Consider the following 16906-nt stretch of genomic DNA (forward strand, 5'->3'; position numbering starts at 1 on the left):
ACGGACAGAGAGCCTAGTCAGTGGAGCAGGAGCCGTCGGCACAGGAGGGCGGGGTGGGCGGCGGTGTGTAGGTCCAGCCGTGCTGCGGGTCGAAGGACCAGCCGTCGGCCGCGTAGTACACGCGCCCGCCCCAGCCCGTCTCCTTGCGCCGAGCCACGCCCCGGCCCGCCTCCTCGCGCCGCGCCCCGCGCCACTTGGCGGCGGCCAGGACCGCGCCCTTGGCGAGTTTCGCGCCCGCGGGGGTGCTCAGCCGGTGGGCGAGCGGCCGGTGCTCCCGTAGCGCCCACAGGGTGACGATCCAGGCGGCGGCGCCCCGGTAGACCTGCCCGCCGTCGCCGACGACGGTGATCTCCTCCAGGGTGGCGCGGTGGTCGAGCCCCGGGAAGCGGGCGGCCGCTTCGGCGGATCCGGCAGCGACCGGCTCCAGCGGGACGAGCTGCGGCTGCCGGACCAGCCAGTTCCGTACGAAGGCGCACAGGGCGCAGTCGGCGTCGTAGAGGACGGTGAGCCGGCGGACCGGGACGCGAGCGGCGCCCCGGTCACCTTGCGCTGACGTGGTCGGCACGGCGGTCACGCCCCGGCCGACGGGGTGGTCCAGGCCTGCGGCTCGACCGGCGGCACCTGCTCCCGGGCCTGCAGTCCGCGCCGCCGGATCCGGTTGAGCACGAACACGTTGCCCAGGTGCATCGCGCCGAGCACCAGCAGCACGACGCCGAGCTTGGTCGACAGGACCTCGAAGATCTCGCGGGTGTCCTCGACGATCCGGTACGGGTCGCTCAGGAAGAGCGCGACGAAACCGAGGTTGACGAGGTAGAAGCCGACCACCAGGAGGTGGTTGACGGCGTCGGCGAGCTTCTCGTCGCCCCTGAGCACATCGGCGAGGAAGACCCGGCCGTTGCGGCTGAGGGTGCGGGCGACCCAGATGGTCAGAGCGATGCTGACGACCAGGTAGATGACGTAGGCGATGACGGTGAGGTCCATGCGTCCCCCTTGTTGAACGCGTTCAAAACGCTGACGGGGATGACTGTAGCTCAGTTTTGAACGCGTTCAAGATGTTGGTGCGTGCGACCTGCGTCACGGCTCCTTCCGACCCGGCTTCTCCCGGGCCGGTTTTCTGCTGCAAGATGACGTGCACCCACATTGCACGCAGCTTTTCCGCTCATCCGATCGTCCGCTCATCCGACTACGGGGAGAACTCGCCTTGACCGAACAGCCGCAGCAGCCCCAGCAGCCGCCCCAGCCCGGGTACGGCTACCCCAACGCCGGTGCCCCCGGCCCGTACGGCGCCCCGCAGCCCGGCGGCCAGCCCGGCCCCTACGGCTACCCGCAGCAGGGCCAGCCCCAGCCGGGCTACCCGCCGCAGGCCGGTTACCCCGCCCCCGGTTACGTCCCGCCGGGCACCTTCACCGGCGACCCCAACGCCCCCTACGGCTACGACCCCTACGGGCGTCCCTACTCCGACAAGTCCAAGATCGTCGCGGGCATCCTCCAGCTGACCCTGGGCACCCTGGGCGTCGGCCGGTTCTACATAGGCCACGTCGGCATAGGTCTCGCCCAGCTGTTCACCTGCGGTGGCCTCGGCATCTGGGCGCTGATCGACGGGATCATGCTCCTGACGGGCAACAACACGACGGACGGCAACGGGCGGGTCCTGCGTGGCTGAAGCGGAGCGCCCGTCCGCGCTGCGACACCCGGCGGCGGCACCCCTCGCGGTGCTCGTCGCCGGCGCGGCGGGCTCCGCCTACCTCTACGGCACCAACCCGCACCAGACCGGCCATGTGCTCCCGCAGTGCCCGTTCCGCCTCGTCACCGGTCTGCTCTGCCCCGCCTGCGGCGGCACCCGCATGGTGTACGACCTGATGCACGGCCACTTCGCCCAGGCCTGGCTGGACAACCGCGTCCTGCTGCTCGCCTCGCCCTTCGCCCTCGCGCTCCTGGCCCGCTGGGCCTGGGAGGGCCTGCACGGCCGCAGTTGGCGGCCGAGCCTCGCCGGTCGGGAGGTGGCCGTCGTGCTCGGGGTCGCGGTGGCCTGGATGGTCGTTCGCAACCTGTTTTAGTAATAGAGGCGTTCGCTCTCCGTCCGTCGGGCATCCGGAAGCATTTCCAAGTTGACTGGTTTTGATCACGGAATAGGAACGATCGGTCCTCACTACTCCCTTTCGCCCCGCTGGTCTCTTTACTGTCACATGACACAGGGGGGACGTCCGCGCGTGGTCGATGCCATGCACGGGCGTGGTCGTCGACGGCGGTCGACGCGCATGAGCAACTCGTCCATCCCTCCTGGAGTCCCCGTCCGGAGCAAGCCGGCTCCGGTCACTCGAAGTCATCCCAGGAGCAGTTCTCATGACCGTCCCCACTCCCGAGGCCCCCTACGGCGTCGACCCGCTCGGCCGCCCGTACTCCGACAAGTCGAAGATCGTCGCCGGTGTTCTCCAGCTCTTCCTGGGCACCCTCGGCATCGGACGCTTCTACGTCGGCTCCGTCGGCGTCGGTGTCGCCCAGCTCCTGACCTGCGGTGGCCTCGGCATCTGGGCCCTGATCGACGGCATCCTGTTCCTCACGAGCAACGACCGCACCGACAGCCAGGGCCGCGTCCTGCGCGGCTGAGCCCAAGGCGCCACCGACGAGGGCCCCCCTCCTTCGAGCCCTTCGAGGAGCGGGGCCCTCGCGGCGTCCGAGGGCCTGAGGACCTACGAAGGATCACCGTATGTGGATCGAGCTCATCTCCTCGCTGTCGTCGGACGTGAACATCGCCGACGGTCCCGGATGCGAGGAGCAGATGCGCGTCGCGGAAGTGGTGTTGGGGCATCCTCTGCCCGCCGAGCTGAAGGACTTCTGGCGGGTGGCGGACGGCGTGCGGGACAAGTACGGGGCCGGGATCGTGTGTTCCGTCGGTGAAGTCGTGGACCGGAACCTGGAGTTCAGGAGTTCGGCCGACTTCCGGGGCCTCTACATGCCGTTCGATCCGCTGCTGCTCTTCGGGGAGAGCGGAGGGGGCGACCTCTTCGGCTTCGTCGTGAAGCCCGAGCGGCCGGACATCTTCGTCTGGGAACACGAGAGCGACAGCCGCCGCTGGGTGGCGAAGAACCTGGAGGACTACCTCCGGCGCCGACTGGGCAGCGACGATCCGGAGTGGCACGGGTCCTGGTGACGGGGGGTCAGTCGCTCGTCGGCTGACCCGCCTTGAGGATCTCGGCCACGTCGAGGGTGACCTCGGCGCCGATGGAGTCGGGCAGGACGACTGTCTGGCCGGAGCTGTAGATCCGGTGGTTGTCGTACTCGTCGGCGATGGGGTCGGTGAGGACGTGGAGGCGCTGGTGTTTGCGGTCGACGATCACGTAGACCGGGACCTTGGCGTTGGCGTAGGCGGCGACCTTGGTGTGCAGGTCGGTCCTCCAGTTGCTGGAGGTGACCTCTACGACCAGGCGGAAGACCGCGGGATCGTAGTAGGTGCTCTCGATCAGGTGCTCGCGGTAGTCGGCGTCCACGACGGAGAAGTCGGGGATGGCGTAGTCCTCGGCTCCTTCCGGGAGCCATACACCGAGGCCTTGGATCAGCTTTGACTCACTGCTGTGCAGGCCGGCGGCGATGAACGGGAGTGTGAGGTCGGTCAGGGCTTCCCCGTGGGGACCGTCCGGCGGTGGGGTCACGAGGATCTGGCCTCCGATGATCTCGACGCGATACCCCGGATGGCGTTCCATGATCTCTTCGGCCAGGGCCGTCAGCGAGATGTCGTCGTGCGGCTGCTGCTCGACGGCTGCTGCGGACATCGGTGCCTCCTGTGGGTGGTGCCGAGAACATCATCGTAGGCCGGGTGGCTGCGGGAGTCCCGTTTGAACGGGTTCACCCGATCGTGGTGTTTGAACGCCCGAGGGCCCCGCCCCCGGTGACGAAACCGGGAGACGGGGCCCTCGTGGACGTACGGAAACGCAGCTCAGTAGCGGCGCGTGATCAGGGCCTTCTTGACCTCGGCGATCGCCTTGGTGACCTCGATGCCGCGCGGGCAGGCGTCCGTGCAGTTGAACGTGGTGCGGCAGCGCCAGACGCCGTCGCGGTCGTTCAGGATCTCCAGGCGCTGCTCGCCCGCCTCGTCACGCGAGTCGAAGATGAAGCGGTGCGCGTTGACGATGGCCGCCGGACCGAAGTACTGGCCGTCGTTCCAGAAGACCGGGCACGACGAGGTGCACGCGGCGCACAGGATGCACTTCGTGGTGTCGTCGAAGCGCTCGCGGTCCTCCGCTGTCTGGAGCCGCTCGCGGGTGGGCTCGTTGGTGTCCTTCGTGATCAGGAAGGGCATCACGTCCCGGTACGCCTGGAAGAACGGCTCCATGTCGACGACCAGGTCCTTCAGGACCGTCAGGCCCTTTATGGGCTCGACCGTGATCGGCTTCTCGGGGTTGATGTCCTTGATCAGCGTCTTGCACGCGAGGCGGTTCTTGCCGTTGATCCGCATCGCGTCCGAGCCGCAGATGCCGTGGGCGCAGGAACGGCGGAAGGTCAGCGTGCCGTCCAGGTCCCACTTGATCTTGTGGAGGCCGTCGAGGACGCGCTCCTTCGGGTCGATCTCCAGCTGGAAGTCTTCCCAGACCGCCTCGGCCGAGACCTCCGGGTTGAACCGGCGGACCCGGAAGGTGACCGTGATGTACGGGGACGCCGCGGCGTCCGCCTCGACCTTGTCCAGAACAGGGGTTGCCATCAGTACTTACGCTCCATCGGCTGGTAGCGGGTCTGGACGACCGGCTTGTAGTCGAGACGGACGGAGTCGGTGCCGTCGGCGCCGACCTCGCGGTACGCCATCGTGTGACGCATGAAGTTGACGTCGTCGCGGTTGGGGTAGTCCTCGCGGTAGTGACCGCCGCGGGACTCCTTGCGGGCGAGGGCCGACACCGCCATGACCTCGGCCAGGTCGAGCAGGTTGCCCAGCTCGATGGCCTCGAGGAGGTCCGTGTTGAAACGCTTGCCCTTGTCCTGGATCGAGACGTTCTTGTAGCGCTCGCGCAGCTCCGCGATCTTCTCGACCGCGGTCTTGATCGTCTGCTCGGTGCGGAACACCATGACGTTGGCGTCCATGGTCTCCTGGAGCTCGCGACGGAGGGTCGCGACCCGCTCGGTGCCCGTCGACGTGCGCAGCCGCTCGATCTGGTCGACGACCAGCTGCGCCGGGTTCTCCGGCAGCTCGACGAACGTCGCGGTCCGCCGGCTGTACTCCGCCGCGGCGATACCGGCCCGGCGGCCGAAGACGTTGATGTCCAGCAGCGAGTTCGTGCCGAGGCGGTTGGCGCCGTGGACCGACACACACGCGACCTCGCCGGCCGCGTACAGGCCCGGGACGACCGTGGTGTTGTCCGCCAGGACCTCACCCTCGACGTTGGTCGGGATGCCGCCCATGGCGTAGTGCGCGGTGGGCTGGATCGGGATCGGGTCCGTGTACGGCTCGATACCGAGGTACGTCCGCGCGAACTCGGTGATGTCCGGGAGCTTGGCGTCGAGCTGCTCCGGCGGGAGGTGCGTCAGGTCCAGGTAGACGTGGTCGCCCTCGGGGCCGCAGCCACGGCCTTCGCGGATCTCCGTGTAGATGGAGCGCGAGACGACGTCACGGGACGCGAGGTCCTTCATGACCGGCGCGTACTTCTCCATGAAGCGCTCGCCGTCCTTGTTGCGGAGGATGCCGCCCTCACCGCGGGCGCCCTCCGTCAGCAGGATGCCCATGCGCCAGATGCCGGTCGGGTGGAACTGGAAGAACTCCATGTCCTCCAGCGGCAGGCCACGGCGGTAGACCGCCGCCTGGCCGTCACCGGTCAGCGTGTGCGCGTTCGACGTCACCTTGAAGAACTTGCCGCAGCCGCCGGAGGCGTAGATGACGGCCTTCGCCTGGAAGACGTGGATCTCGCCGGTGGCCAGCTCGTAGGCGACCACACCGGCGGACTTCCTGACGCCGTCCTCTTCGGTGATGAGCTGGTCGAGGACGTAGAACTCGTTGAAGAACTCCACGCCCTCCTTCACGCAGTTCTGGTACAGCGTCTGGAGGATCATGTGGCCGGTGCGGTCGGCCGCGTAGCAGGACCGGCGGACCGGGGCCTCGCCGTGGTTGCGGCTGTGACCGCCGAAGCGGCGCTGGTCGATCGTGCCGTCCGGGGTGCGGTTGAACGGCAGGCCCATCTTCTCCAGGTCGAGGACGGAGTCGATGGCCTCCTTCGCCAGGATCTCGGCGGCGTCCTGGTCGACCAGGTAGTCACCGCCCTTGACCGTGTCGAAGGTGTGCCACTCCCAGTTGTCCTCCTCCACGTTGGCCAGCGCGGCGGCCATGCCGCCCTGCGCGGCGCCCGTGTGGGAGCGGGTGGGGTAGAGCTTGGTGAGCACCGCGGTGCGGCTGCGCTTCGTGGACTCGATGGCCGCGCGCATGCCCGCGCCACCGGCGCCGACGATGACCGTGTCGTACTTGTGGATCTTCATGGTGGTTGCCTCAGCCCCGTGCCTAGCGGATGTTCGGGTCGAAGGTGAAGATCACCAGCGTGCCCAGCAGGATGGTGAACACCGTGGCGGTGTAGAGCAGGCCCTTCAGCCACAGCCGGGTGTTCGCGCGCTCCGCGTAGTCGTTGATGACCGTGCGCAGGCCGTTCGCGCCGTGCAGCATCGCGAGCCACAGCATGAGCAGGTCCCAGACCTGCCAGAACGGGGACGCCCAGCGGCCGGCCACGAACGCGAAGCCGATCTTCGACACGCCCCCGTCCAGCACGAGCTGGATCAGCAGGTGGCCGACGACCAGGACGACCAGCACGATGCCGGACAGCCGCATGAACAGCCACGCGGCCATCTCGAAGTTGCCGCGGGTCGAGCGCGGGGTCTTCTTGGTGCGCTTGCGCGGGGCCTCGATGAGGGGCGCCGGGTTGTCGACGTCGTAGAGCGAGCCGCCCTCGACGGGACCGATCCCGGACGCGGTGGTTTCAGTGGTGGCCATCGGTCTCAGCTCCCGAACAGTTCACGAGCGGCGTGGCCGAGGACGGGGTAGATCGCCCCGAGCATCAGCACGACCCAGACGCCTACGACGGTCCACAGCATCTGCTTCTGGTAGCGCGGGCCCTTCGACCAGAAGTCGACGGCGATGACACGCAGGCCGTTGAGCGCGTGGAAGAGGATGGCGGCGACCAGACCGTACTCGAGGACGGCGACGATCGGGGTCTTGTACGTGGCTACGACCTTGTCGTAGTCCTCGGGGGAGACACGCACGAGAGCGGTGTCCAGCACGTGTACGAACAGGAAGAAGAAGATGAGGACGCCGGTGACTCGGTGAGCCACCCAGGACCACATTCCTTCCCGGCCGCGGTACAGCGTTCCAGCCGGCACGGAAGAACCCTCCGGGAGCGGGGATTGGGGCCTGCCGGCTTGTGCTGTCGGACGGGCCCGGCCGGGTACGGTCCACCGGCCCCCAGCATCGTAGCCAGGCCGCGGCGCTGGGCTTACAGCGGGCCTACCGGTGTGATCAAACTGGCACGCGTATGGGTGAGCCGTGCGGTGTCTGTGGGGGGTTGTGTTGTTATGTGCCGGGTGCGGCTTCGTTGTGGTTGGTCGCGCAGTTCCCCGCGCCCCTGAGGCGGGACAGCAGTCGACCCCTTGCGAGACGCCGTAGCTCCTCTGCTGCCACTACCCGTTCGTCCTCCGGATCGTTTGTCAATCGTGACCGGATGCTTTCCAGGACGAAGTCCAGGGTGTCGTTCGGGGAGACGCCGTCCAGGCAGAGGACGAAGACGTGGCCGAAGCGGGCCTCGTAGGCGGCGTGGGCTGCGGCGAGGGCTGTGTGGGCGGCCTCGTAGGTGCCCTCGGGGAGGGTGGGGAGGGACTCGGCGGCGAGTGCTTCGGTGAGGTCGGCCGCCGTGAGGTCGTAGGCCGCCTCGTCGGATGCGGCGAGGAGGGCGTCGACCGTGGGGTAGGGGCGGTGGTCCGCGACCCTGCGGGCCCAGCAGAGGCTGTGCAGGCAGGCGAGGAGGTCGTCGAGGGCCTCTTCGGCGGGGGCGGTGTTGAAGGTCTCCACCAGGGTGGCCGGGGGTGTCCGGGTCTGCGCCGGTATGGGAAGGCGGCCGGTGAGGTGGGGAAGACGGTGCGCAGGCAGCGTGGATCCTCGCGTCACGTGTGATGTGGCAGGGGATGTGATGAAAGGTGTGCCGCAACGCTATCGGGAGTGGTCATCCAGTGTCCGACGCTTGCCCGAATTTCACTCGAACGAGAGAGTTTCGGAACCGTTGGTGGACTCGTCCTGTGACCGTTCGGTGGCGCGTTCGGTGACTTCTCCGGCGCGACCGCGTCACCCGGGCGACGTACGGTGGGCCGGGTGAGCAGGCACAGGCATCGGCGTCCGGCGCCACGCAAGAAGGTACGGGAGCAGGTCGCCCTGCGGGCCCTGATAGCCGGCGGGCTGGTCGTCGCTCTCGGGGCCGGGCTGGGGCTGTGGGCCTCGGACGGGGACGACGGCGCGCCCGCCGGATCGGCGGCGCGGTCCTCCCCGGGCGCGGGCGTCTCCAGCGGTGAGCGGTCCGTCGGCGCCGCGGCGCCGTCCGCCAGCACCAGCCCCAGCCCGACCCGCACCTATCCGCTGTCCACCGCCCCGCGGACCATCCCCGCCGTGCGGAGTCACACCGCGGCGCGCGGGCCCGGGTGGCGGTCGGCCTCCGGGCACCGCGTGGTCGTGAACGACCCGCGCCTCGCCGACGAGGGTCGGTTGATCGCCGGTGAGCTGGGGATGTCGTACGCGGGGCAGAAGAGCGACACGCAGGCCGGGGATCTGCGGCTGACGCTCGGCGGGAGCGGCGGCGCGGAGTCGTACACCATGACCGTGCGCGACGGGCGGGTCACCGTCAGTGGGCCCTCCGACGCCGGGGTGTTCCACGGGACCCGCACGCTCAAGCAGGAGGTCCGAAAGGGCGGCACGGCTCCGGAGGGCGTCGTGAAGGACGCGCCCGCCAAGCCGCAGCGCACCTTCCAGCTGGACATCGCCCGCAAGTACTTCACGCCGGGCTGGATCGAGGACCGCATCCGTGAGCTGGGGGACCTGAAGTTCAACCAGTTCGAGCTGCACTTCTCCGACGACCAGGCCTTCCGGATCGAGTCCGACACCCATCCCGAGATCGTCGCCGCGCAGCATCTGACCAAGGCGCAGGTGAAGCGGATCGTCGACCTCGCCGCGTCCCGGCACATCACCGTCGTGCCCGAGATCGACTCGCCCGGGCATCTGGGGGCCGTCCTCGCCGCCCACCCCGAGCTGCAGCTGCGCAATGTCAACGGGGTCGCCCGGCGCGGGGCGATCGACATCTCCAAGGACGCCTCCGGGAAGCTGCTCGACGACCTGCTGAACGAGTACGCGGGCCTGTTCCCGGGCGGGCAGTGGCACCTCGGCGGCGACGAGTACCAGGCGCTGACCGTGCCGGACCCGGCCGCCTCCTTCCCGCAGCTCGCCGCCGCCGCGCGGCAGCGCTACGGCGCCGGGGCGACCGTCGCCGACCTCGCCACCGGGTGGCTCAACGACCGCGCCGAGACGGTCCGGGCCCACGACCGGACCATGTGGGTCTGGAACGACGGCTTCTTCCGTGACGCGACCGTGAAGCCCGCCTCCGACCTCGTCGTCGCGTACTGGACCGGCAAGGAGATCGGGGCGCGGGTGCCGGCCGAGTATCTGGGCGCGGGGCGCAAGGTGCTCAACTACAACGACGAGTTCCTGTACTACGTCCTCGGCGAGCCGCAGACCTTCGTCTATCCGACGGGGCAGCGGATCTACGAGCAGTGGACGCCGCGTGTGCTGCGCGGGACGACCGCCGTGTCCTCGAAGTACGACGCCCAGATCGTCGGCGGGGCCTTCTCCGTCTGGTGCGACCTCGCGAACTCCCAGACGCAGGACCAGGTCGGCGCCGGGATCCGGATGCCGCTGCGGGCCACCGCGCAGAAGCTGTGGGACGCGCGCACGCCCGCCCTCACCTGGGCGCAGTTCAGGACGCTTGCCGGCCGGCTGGGCTGAGACGGTCCGTTTCGGCCTGCAGGCCACCCCTTGGCTGAAAATCCACTCTGTGACAGTCTTCCTCCGTCGCACGCAGTAAGGGAAAGTGCGGGCTCCGTGAGGGCGGCGCCCTGGCGAGGGAGACGTGGATGAGCCTGGTGGAACTGATCGCTCAGGCCGACGAACGCGGACTGGCCGCCAGTGGGCTGGCTTGTTTGGACCGTTGTGTGCCGCTTCTCGGCGGTGACGACGGGATCCTGCGACCGTTGTGGGCGAGCCTCGCCGAGACGGGGTCGGACGACGACTGGGGCACCGGGCTCGAACAGGTGCGCGGCAAGCTGGAGTCCGGCGAGGACGGCGGCGAGGCCGCGCTGCTCGCCCGCCGGATGCTCGACGCGGCCCCCGCCGACCGGGCCGACGCCGGGATACGGGTGTGGGCCGACGCCTGCTCCGTCGCCTCGCTCCAGATACACCGCCTCCTCGACCCGGCCCAGGACGCCGACTCGGTCGACTCCCGTCGCGAAGGCCGCACAGAGGGCATGCCGTTCCTCGTCGCCGCCGAGCTGCGCCGCCAGATCACCGTCCTGGAACTCCTCGCCCACCACGGCCCGAGCGGCCTGCGCCAAGCCCTGGACGTCTCCACCGAGGGCCGCCGAGTACTGCGGGCGGTGGTCTCACGCCGAGCCCGCGGCCGGGCTTGACGCCCACGACGCCGAGCACGCCCCGGCCACCGGGGCGGCCTGACGCCGACGCCGTCCCCCTTGCAGGGGTGGCGGACGGGTGGGCGGCCCGGTGCCGTCACCTCGTCGTGCGGGCGCGGGCGGGTTGCCCTCGCTGCGTCGCGGTGCCGGGGCGGGTGCACAAGGGGAGCGGCCTGACGCCGTTGCTTCGCCGCGTGGTCGTGAGGGGCCCGGCCCGGGCGTCTGGCGGTGCCGGTGTGGGTGGGGCCGGGTGTGGCGTTCCGTCCCCGTCGTCGGGGTGGTGGACCGGCGGGTGGCCTGGCTCTGTGGCCGTCCCTGTCGCCGGGCTGGTGCACCAGCGGGGCGGCCTGACGCCGTTGCCTTGCCGCGCGGGGCGGGTCTGCCCTCGTTGCGTCGCGGTGCTGGGGTGAGCTGGGCCCGGCCCGGGCGTCTGGCGCGACCAGCCCCGTATCCGGTAGTTCCAGACACGGGGCGTGGGTGGGGCCGGTCCCGCCATTTCACGGTGGGGTGGACGGGTGGGCTTCGTCGGCTCAGTGCGTGCGTCTCCTCACGGGACCAGCCACTTCACCACCGCGTCCCGGTGGAGTGCCGTCGTGGTGTAGAACGCCGTCAGGTCGCGGTGGGCCGCGGCGAAGGCCGCGCGGGTGCGGGGCTCCTTCTCGGGGCCCCCGTGGCGGGGCAGGAGTTCCGCCCGCGCCGGGCGCCACAGGTCGTCGAAGTCGGCGGCCGCGAGGAACGCCGCGACCCGGGCCGTCTGGGCCGCGGTGAGCAGCAGGAACGGCGGTTCGTGGCTGGCGGCCGAGTAGACCCGGCCGCCGCCGAGGACCGCGTAGGCCCCGGGCCCCGCGTCCGCGTGCTCCGGCGGGGTGCCGCCGTAGAGGAACCGCTGGTCGCGGTCCACCCGGTCCACCCGGTCCCGGACCGGGACGGCCGTGCGGGGGTCGTCATCGTCGTTGAACAGCCTTCTCAGCCACATCGCGCTGTTGCGCAGCGCCGCAGGGGGTACGGCGCGGAAGTCGAGGTACGCGCTCATCACTCCAGGAGCGCACGGGGACGCGGAACCATCACTCCTGTGCGGGTTCCGGGCCGGTTCCGGGGAGGCGCCCGAAAGGGCGTGACGGATCATGGCCGAGCCACGCTCTTCCCTACATGACCAGCATGACCAGCTTGACCAGGACGACTTCCGAGAGCCCCGCCCGGCCCCAGGCCGCCGTGAAGCCGGCGCGGTGGGCGGCCGACGTGGTGTCCACGCTGCGCGAGGGCGCCCGGCTGTACCTCGACCACTCGGCGCAGAGCCTGTGGCGAGTCGACCGGCTGATCGAGGACCTGCGCGCCGAGGGCACCCCGTACCCGGCCGTCGAGAACGTGCTGCGCGGCCTCGGGGCGTACGCCGGTGAGGTCGTCGTCCGCCACACCGGCGCCGAGTGGTGGTCGGCCGGCGGCGACCACTGGATCCGCACCCCCGACGGCCGCCTCTGGGACCCCATCGACGAGGCCCGCCGGTGCTTCGGCGGCCACGGGTCGCTGCGGCTGCTGTGCCGGGACGCGATGCGGACGTGACGGACGTGACGGACGTGACGGACGTGATGTGACGACGTGACGTGACGGAGGACACGTCGGTGACCCGTGATGTTCCGGCGCCGCCGTCCGCTGGGACAGCGGGGAGCCGAGCCGGTTCCCCCGGATCGAGCGGGCCGAGCGAAAGGGGTGGGGTCACATGGGCAGCGGGACGGACGAGCAGCACAGGCGGCCGGACACGCGGGGGACGGGCGCGGCGGACATGCGGGCGTGCGCCACCGCGTTCGTCGAGCGTGCCACCGCGCGCCACCGGCTGCCCCTCGACTACTCCCCGGCCAGCCTGCGCCTGATCGACTTCCTGGCCGACGGGCTGCGCAAGGGCGGCGCCGACCGGGAACGCGCCCACGACACGCTCGTAGGACTGGGCGCGTACGTCGGTGAGGTGCTGGTCCGCCGCGCGGGCGCGGTCTGGGTGGACCTGGACGAGCCGCAGCGCGGCTGGTTCGGGCAGCCGGTCGGGGTGCGGATGCCCGACGGCCGGGTCTGGAACCCGCTCGGCAAGGTCGTCAACCGCTTCGAGACGGGCGGCCCCGAGGAGTCCCTGCGGACCTTCTACCTCACCCTGCACGGCCGGTCCCGCAAGGTGGCGGCCTGAACGCGGTGAAGGGCCCACCGCCCGTGACCGCGGTGAAGGGCCCACCCTGTGACACTTCTGTGCGACCCGGCGCTGAAGACCGTGGGGGCGCACCCCCAGCGAATTCCGTACGAACGAGGACAGTCTTGGGCCAGGGAGGGGAACCCCGGCGCGCACAGGCGTACGACGGGGAGCTGGGAGCGGCCGTGGCACGGGCCCAGGACGGCGACGAGACGGCGTTCGCCGTCGCGTACCGGATCGTCCAGCCGGGGCTGCTCGGCTACCTGCGCGGGTTCGTCGGCGACGACGCCGAGGATGTGGCCTCCGACGCCTGGCTGGAGATCGCCCGGGACCTGGGGCGGTTCAAGGGCGACGGCGCAGGGTTCCGCGGCTGGACGGCGACCATCGCCCGGCACCGGGCCCTGGACCATCTGCGCCGGATGCGGGTGCGGCCGAGGGCGGCGGCGCTGGAGCAGGAGGTGGTCATGGACCTGCCCGGCCCGCACACCACGCACGACCAGGCACTGGAGTCGCTCTCCACCGCCAGGGCCCTGGAACTGGTCCGGGGACTGCCGCAGGACCAGGCGGAGGCCGTGCTCCTGCGGGTCGTCGTCGGGCTGGACGGTCCCGCCGCGGCCCGGGTCCTCGGCAAGCGCCCCGGCGCGGTCCGCACGGCCGCGCACCGCGGTCTGAAACGGCTGGCCCGCCAGCTCGGTGTCGCGGAGGCGAACGGCGAAGGTGTGACGGATGACGGACCCCGCACGCTGGGGGAGTCGAAATGATCGGCCACGGCCACGGACCGCATGGATCCAGGGCCACGGCCACGGGTACGGCCACGGACCGCAGCGATCGGCGGCGGTCGTACGGAACTGATCAGCGGTCGTCGAACGAAACGCATCGGCGGCAGCCGGTCGGAAACGATCAGCGGTCGTCGAACGGAGCGCACCGGCGGCAGCCGGTCGGAACGGAACAGCGGGCGTCGGACGGAACGGACCGGCGGCGGCCGGACGCACGGGACAGAGGCGGAAACGGACATGGGTGAACGGCTGAACGACGGCGGAGAGCCGGTCCGTCGGCGTCCGCACCCTGCCGGGACGAGCCCGGCGGCGCACTCGGCCGACCGGGAGCTGGAGGCGCTGCTCGCCGAGGCCCTGCGCGCCGCCGGCGGCCCCGCCGCACCGACCGCGGGCAGCGAGGGCGAGCTACGGGCCGTGGCCGCCTTCCGGGCCGCCCGGGACGCGGGCGCGCACACGGCCCGTACCCGCCGCCGGGACGACTGGCGGCCGCGGACCCGCCGCTCCACCGCCCGCTCGCTGCGGGCCACGCTCTCCGTCGCCGTCGCGAGCCTCGCCCTCGGCGGGGTCGCGTTCGCCGCGATCGGCTCCGCCGGTGACGACTCCGCCGACGCGAAGGGCCCCCAGCGGTCCGCGAGCGCGTCCGAGGGCCGCTCCGGCACGCCCTCGCTCACCCCGTCCCCGTCCGCCCCGGCGGACCGGGACCGCCCGGTGACCGCGCAGGACACCGAGGCCCACTGCCGCGCCTACGAGCAGGTCAAGGACCGCGGCAAGGCGCTGGACTCCGCGTCCTGGCAACGGCTCGTGACGGCGGCGGGCGGCGAGGAGAACGTCGAGGCGTACTGCGCGGCACAGATGGCGTCCGCGTCCGCCGCGAGCAACGGCGGGGCCAACGGCAACGCAAACGGCATCGGTGGCAGCACCACCGGCGGCAACACCGGCGGCGACACCGGCAACGGTCAGCAGAAGGCCGAGAATTCCCCCAAGGGCAGCGCCAAGAAGCAGTAGCCTCTCGCTGCCGAGGCAACGACCGGGGTCGCCACCCCCCACAGGAGAGACCCCGGCCGTCGCGCGGCACGGACCGCGCGGCGGCCCGTACTCCCTACAGCGCCGGGAGTGCGTTTTCTGTCACACCCCGGCTACACCATGAGGCCCGTCCGAGGCCGTCCAGGACGGGATCACGAGTTCGTTGCATGTTGTACGGACATGGACGGCCGACGCTTTCAGGTCGTAACGTGCCTTTCGCGCCGGACGGCCAAGCGGCAGACCACCGCAACGACCTGCGGTCCACGGCAACGACCTGCGGTCTCGACCGCGACCATCGACCGACCGAGGAACCACGACGTGGGGGACGACGCGGAGCTGACAGCCGCGGTGCTTGCGGCACAGAACGGGGACGAGACCGCTTTCCGCGCTGTGTACCGCGCGGTGCAGCCGCGGCTCCTCGGGTACGTGCGCACACTCGTCGGTGATCTCGACGCCGAGGACGTGGCCTCCGAGGCCTGGCTGCAGATCGCCCGGGACCTGGAGCGGTTCAGCGGCGACGCGGACCGCTTCCGCGGCTGGGCCGCCCGGATCGCCCGCAACCGTGCGCTCGACCACATCCGTATGCGCGGCCGGCGCCCCGCGATCGGCGGCGACGAGACCGAGCTGACCGGCCGGGCGGCCGAGAGCGACACCGCCGGCGAGGCCATCGAGGCGCTGGCCACCGGCCGCACCCTCGACCTCATCGCCCGGCTGCCGCAGGACCAGGCCGAGGCCGTGGTGCTGCGGGTCGTGATGGGCCTGGACGCGAAGACCGCCGCCGAGACCCTCGGCAAACGTCCCGGCGCCGTCCGCACCGCCGCGCACCGCGGTCTGAAGAAGCTCGCCGAACTGCTCGGCGACGATCCGGAGACCGCCGGGGTGCTCGATGCCCTGCCTCCCCAACGAGGGCCGCGTTCGCGCGCGGTAACGTCCGCGAGTGTGACGCAAGCGAGCGCGCGGACGCAGAAGGACATGTGATGGCCGACAAGCAGGACAGGTGGCTCGACCGCGAGACGGCGGAACGTCTGCTGCGCGGTGAGTCGTCCGAGAACGCTGTCGCCCCAGAAGCCCGTGAGCAGGCCGAACGCCTCGCCAGAACGCTGGCCGCGCTCTCCTCGCTGGGCGCCGAACCACTCCGGGCCGACGAGGAGCTCCCCGGCGAGGCGGCCGCCCTGAAGGCCTTCAGCGAAGCCCGGGCGGCCCGAGAGTCACGCGAGTTCCACGCATCACAGCAGTCGCATACGTCACACCAGCACGCCACAGACCTCGCCGGCGCCGCTGACGCCGGTCTGGTCCGTATCGGCGGGCGCACCGGCCGCGATCGCAACGGCGAACAGGCACACGGCCGTCGGCACCGCCCCCTGCGGCTCGCCCTGGCCGCCACGCTGGCCGTCGGCATGCTCGGCGGGGTCGCGGTGGCCGCCGGCACCGGAGCGCTGCCGAGCCCCTTCGACGCCGAACCCGAACCCGGGGCCTCCGTCTCCAGCGCGGCCAGCCCCGACCGCCCGCTGATCTCGCCCTCACCGGACGCCTCCGGCGGCGGCCCGGACGCGGTGGGGCCCGACGGCGGCACCGACCCCGACACCACCGGGGGCGCGGGCGGCACCGAGGGCTCCTCCGCCACCCCGGGGGCCCAGGGCGACTGGCCGAAGGGCGTGACCTCGTCCTGCCGGGACATCAAGGCCGGCCGGACGCTGGACACCCAGCACCGCCGCACCCTGGAGGACCTGGCGGGCGGCTGGTCCCATGTGACGTCGTACTGCGTGAACGTCCTCGAGGGCGTCTCCCGCCGGGACACCGGGAGCGACGACCGGGACGACTCGGACGACCAGTACTCCTGGGGCGACGGTGACGGCGGTACGGGCCAGAACGGAGCCGACGGCGGTTCGGCCGGGCTGTCCTCCGGCCAGGACGCGGGCACCGGCCACGACCAGGACGAGAACTCCGGCGGCACCGGCTCGAACGACGACGGCGGCACCCAGGGCGGCTACGGCGCGGGCGGGGGCGACGGCGGCGCCCAAGGCGGCGGCACCGGCCGCCGCTAGCCACAGCCACCCACCCCCTGGCACGCTCACGAACACTCTCCGCGCGCCCCCTCCGACCTGCGATTTCATAATCCGAGGAAATTTTTTCGCGCCGGGTGTGACGTTTTCAGGGGCCGCGGCGCAGTAACAAGTGAGCCGACTGGTCATCGGCCTTCGCACGGAGCCGGGGTTCCCCCCGTACCTACGGCTCGTGCACCTGGCGCGGG

General features: G+C 71.2%; 21 protein-coding genes. 12 read left to right on the top strand and 9 right to left on the bottom strand.

All coding sequences use genetic code 11. From position 1 onward, the window contains the following. Nucleotides 1–13: 13 nt before the first annotated feature. Nucleotides 14–574: a thiol-disulfide oxidoreductase DCC family protein gene (locus tag ACLZN2_RS37905; RefSeq protein WP_416984129.1), complete on the bottom strand. Its 561-nt coding sequence runs from the start codon at nt 572–574 to the stop codon at nt 14–16. Next, complete coding sequence (locus ACLZN2_RS37910; protein WP_416984130.1) at nt 571–981, bottom strand: hypothetical protein; 411 nt, start codon at nt 979–981, stop codon at nt 571–573. Before ACLZN2_RS37910 ends, ACLZN2_RS37905 begins: the two co-directional genes overlap by 4 nt. A 220-nt stretch (nt 982–1201) precedes the next feature. Here ACLZN2_RS37910 and ACLZN2_RS37915 point away from each other — a divergent pair, with 220 nt between their 5' ends. From ACLZN2_RS37915 to ACLZN2_RS37930, 4 genes are all read left to right on the top strand, one after another. Next, nucleotides 1202–1663, top strand: coding sequence for an NINE protein (locus ACLZN2_RS37915; RefSeq protein WP_416984131.1), 462 nt, complete (start codon nt 1202–1204; stop codon nt 1661–1663). Then, nucleotides 1656–2057: a DUF2752 domain-containing protein gene (locus tag ACLZN2_RS37920; protein ID WP_416984132.1), complete on the top strand. Its 402-nt coding sequence runs from the start codon at nt 1656–1658 to the stop codon at nt 2055–2057. Before ACLZN2_RS37915 ends, ACLZN2_RS37920 begins: the two co-directional genes overlap by 8 nt. A gap of 286 nt (nt 2058–2343) precedes the next feature. Further along, the gene (locus ACLZN2_RS37925) at nt 2344–2607 is read left to right on the top strand and encodes a TM2 domain-containing protein (RefSeq protein ID WP_416984133.1); all 264 of its coding nucleotides are present in this window, start codon (nt 2344–2346) and stop codon (nt 2605–2607) included. A 100-nt stretch (nt 2608–2707) separates the two neighbouring features. Next, nucleotides 2708–3151, top strand: coding sequence for an SMI1/KNR4 family protein (locus tag ACLZN2_RS37930; RefSeq protein WP_416984134.1), 444 nt, complete (start codon nt 2708–2710; stop codon nt 3149–3151). A 7-nt stretch (nt 3152–3158) separates the two neighbouring features. Here ACLZN2_RS37930 and ACLZN2_RS37935 read toward each other — a convergent pair whose 3' ends face one another. The 6 genes from ACLZN2_RS37935 to ACLZN2_RS37960 all read right to left on the bottom strand — a co-directional run bounded on the left by ACLZN2_RS37935 (nt 3159) and on the right by ACLZN2_RS37960 (nt 8125). Further along, the gene (locus ACLZN2_RS37935; RefSeq protein WP_416984135.1) at nt 3159–3770 is read right to left on the bottom strand and encodes a Uma2 family endonuclease; all 612 of its coding nucleotides are present in this window, start codon (nt 3768–3770) and stop codon (nt 3159–3161) included. Nucleotides 3771–3934: 164 nt separating this feature from the next. Continuing rightward, on the bottom strand, nt 3935–4696 hold the full coding sequence (locus ACLZN2_RS37940; RefSeq protein WP_416984136.1) for a succinate dehydrogenase iron-sulfur subunit: 762 nt from the start codon (nt 4694–4696) through the stop codon (nt 3935–3937). After that, the gene (sdhA, locus tag ACLZN2_RS37945; RefSeq protein WP_416984137.1) at nt 4696–6453 is read right to left on the bottom strand and encodes a succinate dehydrogenase flavoprotein subunit; all 1758 of its coding nucleotides are present in this window, start codon (nt 6451–6453) and stop codon (nt 4696–4698) included. Before sdhA ends, ACLZN2_RS37940 begins: the two co-directional genes overlap by 1 nt. Before the next feature lie 22 nt (nt 6454–6475). Further along, on the bottom strand, nt 6476–6958 hold the full coding sequence (locus tag ACLZN2_RS37950; protein WP_416984138.1) for a succinate dehydrogenase hydrophobic membrane anchor subunit: 483 nt from the start codon (nt 6956–6958) through the stop codon (nt 6476–6478). A gap of 5 nt (nt 6959–6963) precedes the next feature. Next, nucleotides 6964–7344, bottom strand: a complete 381-nt coding sequence (gene sdhC / locus ACLZN2_RS37955) for a succinate dehydrogenase, cytochrome b556 subunit (protein ID WP_310765524.1) — start codon at nt 7342–7344, stop codon at nt 6964–6966. A gap of 190 nt (nt 7345–7534) precedes the next feature. Then, the gene (locus tag ACLZN2_RS37960) at nt 7535–8125 is read right to left on the bottom strand and encodes a 2-oxo-4-hydroxy-4-carboxy-5-ureidoimidazoline decarboxylase (RefSeq protein WP_416984139.1); all 591 of its coding nucleotides are present in this window, start codon (nt 8123–8125) and stop codon (nt 7535–7537) included. A 201-nt stretch (nt 8126–8326) separates the two neighbouring features. Here ACLZN2_RS37960 and ACLZN2_RS37965 point away from each other — a divergent pair, with 201 nt between their 5' ends. Beyond that, nucleotides 8327–10003, top strand: coding sequence for a beta-N-acetylhexosaminidase (locus tag ACLZN2_RS37965; protein WP_416984140.1), 1677 nt, complete (start codon nt 8327–8329; stop codon nt 10001–10003). A 128-nt stretch (nt 10004–10131) separates the two neighbouring features. Continuing rightward, nucleotides 10132–10683 (top strand): hypothetical protein, encoded by a 552-nt coding sequence (locus ACLZN2_RS37970; protein ID WP_416984141.1) that lies wholly within the window; start codon nt 10132–10134, stop codon nt 10681–10683. A 547-nt stretch (nt 10684–11230) separates the two neighbouring features. Here the strand turns inward: ACLZN2_RS37970 and ACLZN2_RS37975 are convergent. Continuing rightward, nucleotides 11231–11716: a DUF1877 family protein gene (locus ACLZN2_RS37975; RefSeq protein ID WP_416984142.1), complete on the bottom strand. Its 486-nt coding sequence runs from the start codon at nt 11714–11716 to the stop codon at nt 11231–11233. 134 nt (nt 11717–11850) lie between these two features. Between ACLZN2_RS37975 and ACLZN2_RS37980 the strand changes: the two genes are divergently transcribed. The 6 genes from ACLZN2_RS37980 (at nt 11851) to ACLZN2_RS38005 (ending at nt 16700) form a co-directional block, all read left to right on the top strand. Beyond that, nucleotides 11851–12243, top strand: coding sequence for a hypothetical protein (locus ACLZN2_RS37980; RefSeq protein ID WP_416984143.1), 393 nt, complete (start codon nt 11851–11853; stop codon nt 12241–12243). Nucleotides 12244–12400: 157 nt separating this feature from the next. Next, nucleotides 12401–12856, top strand: a complete 456-nt coding sequence (locus ACLZN2_RS37985) for a hypothetical protein (RefSeq protein ID WP_416984144.1) — start codon at nt 12401–12403, stop codon at nt 12854–12856. Between the two features lie 125 nt (nt 12857–12981). After that, nucleotides 12982–13617 carry an RNA polymerase sigma factor gene (locus tag ACLZN2_RS37990; protein WP_416984145.1) on the top strand — a complete coding sequence of 212 codons (636 nt, stop codon included), beginning with the start codon at nt 12982–12984 and terminating at the stop codon, nt 13615–13617. Between the two features lie 252 nt (nt 13618–13869). After that, nucleotides 13870–14637, top strand: a complete 768-nt coding sequence (locus ACLZN2_RS37995; protein WP_416984146.1) for a hypothetical protein — start codon at nt 13870–13872, stop codon at nt 14635–14637. A gap of 336 nt (nt 14638–14973) precedes the next feature. After that, nucleotides 14974–15633, top strand: a complete 660-nt coding sequence (locus ACLZN2_RS38000) for an RNA polymerase sigma factor (protein WP_416984147.1) — start codon at nt 14974–14976, stop codon at nt 15631–15633. After that, nucleotides 15633–16700 (top strand): hypothetical protein, encoded by a 1068-nt coding sequence (locus ACLZN2_RS38005; RefSeq protein ID WP_416984148.1) that lies wholly within the window; start codon nt 15633–15635, stop codon nt 16698–16700. Before ACLZN2_RS38000 ends, ACLZN2_RS38005 begins: the two co-directional genes overlap by 1 nt. The last annotated feature ends 206 nt before the right edge of the window (nt 16701–16906 follow it).

It is taken from the genome of Streptomyces sp. T028, from assembly GCF_048159505.1.
Taxonomy (GTDB): domain Bacteria; phylum Actinomycetota; class Actinomycetes; order Streptomycetales; family Streptomycetaceae; genus Streptomyces.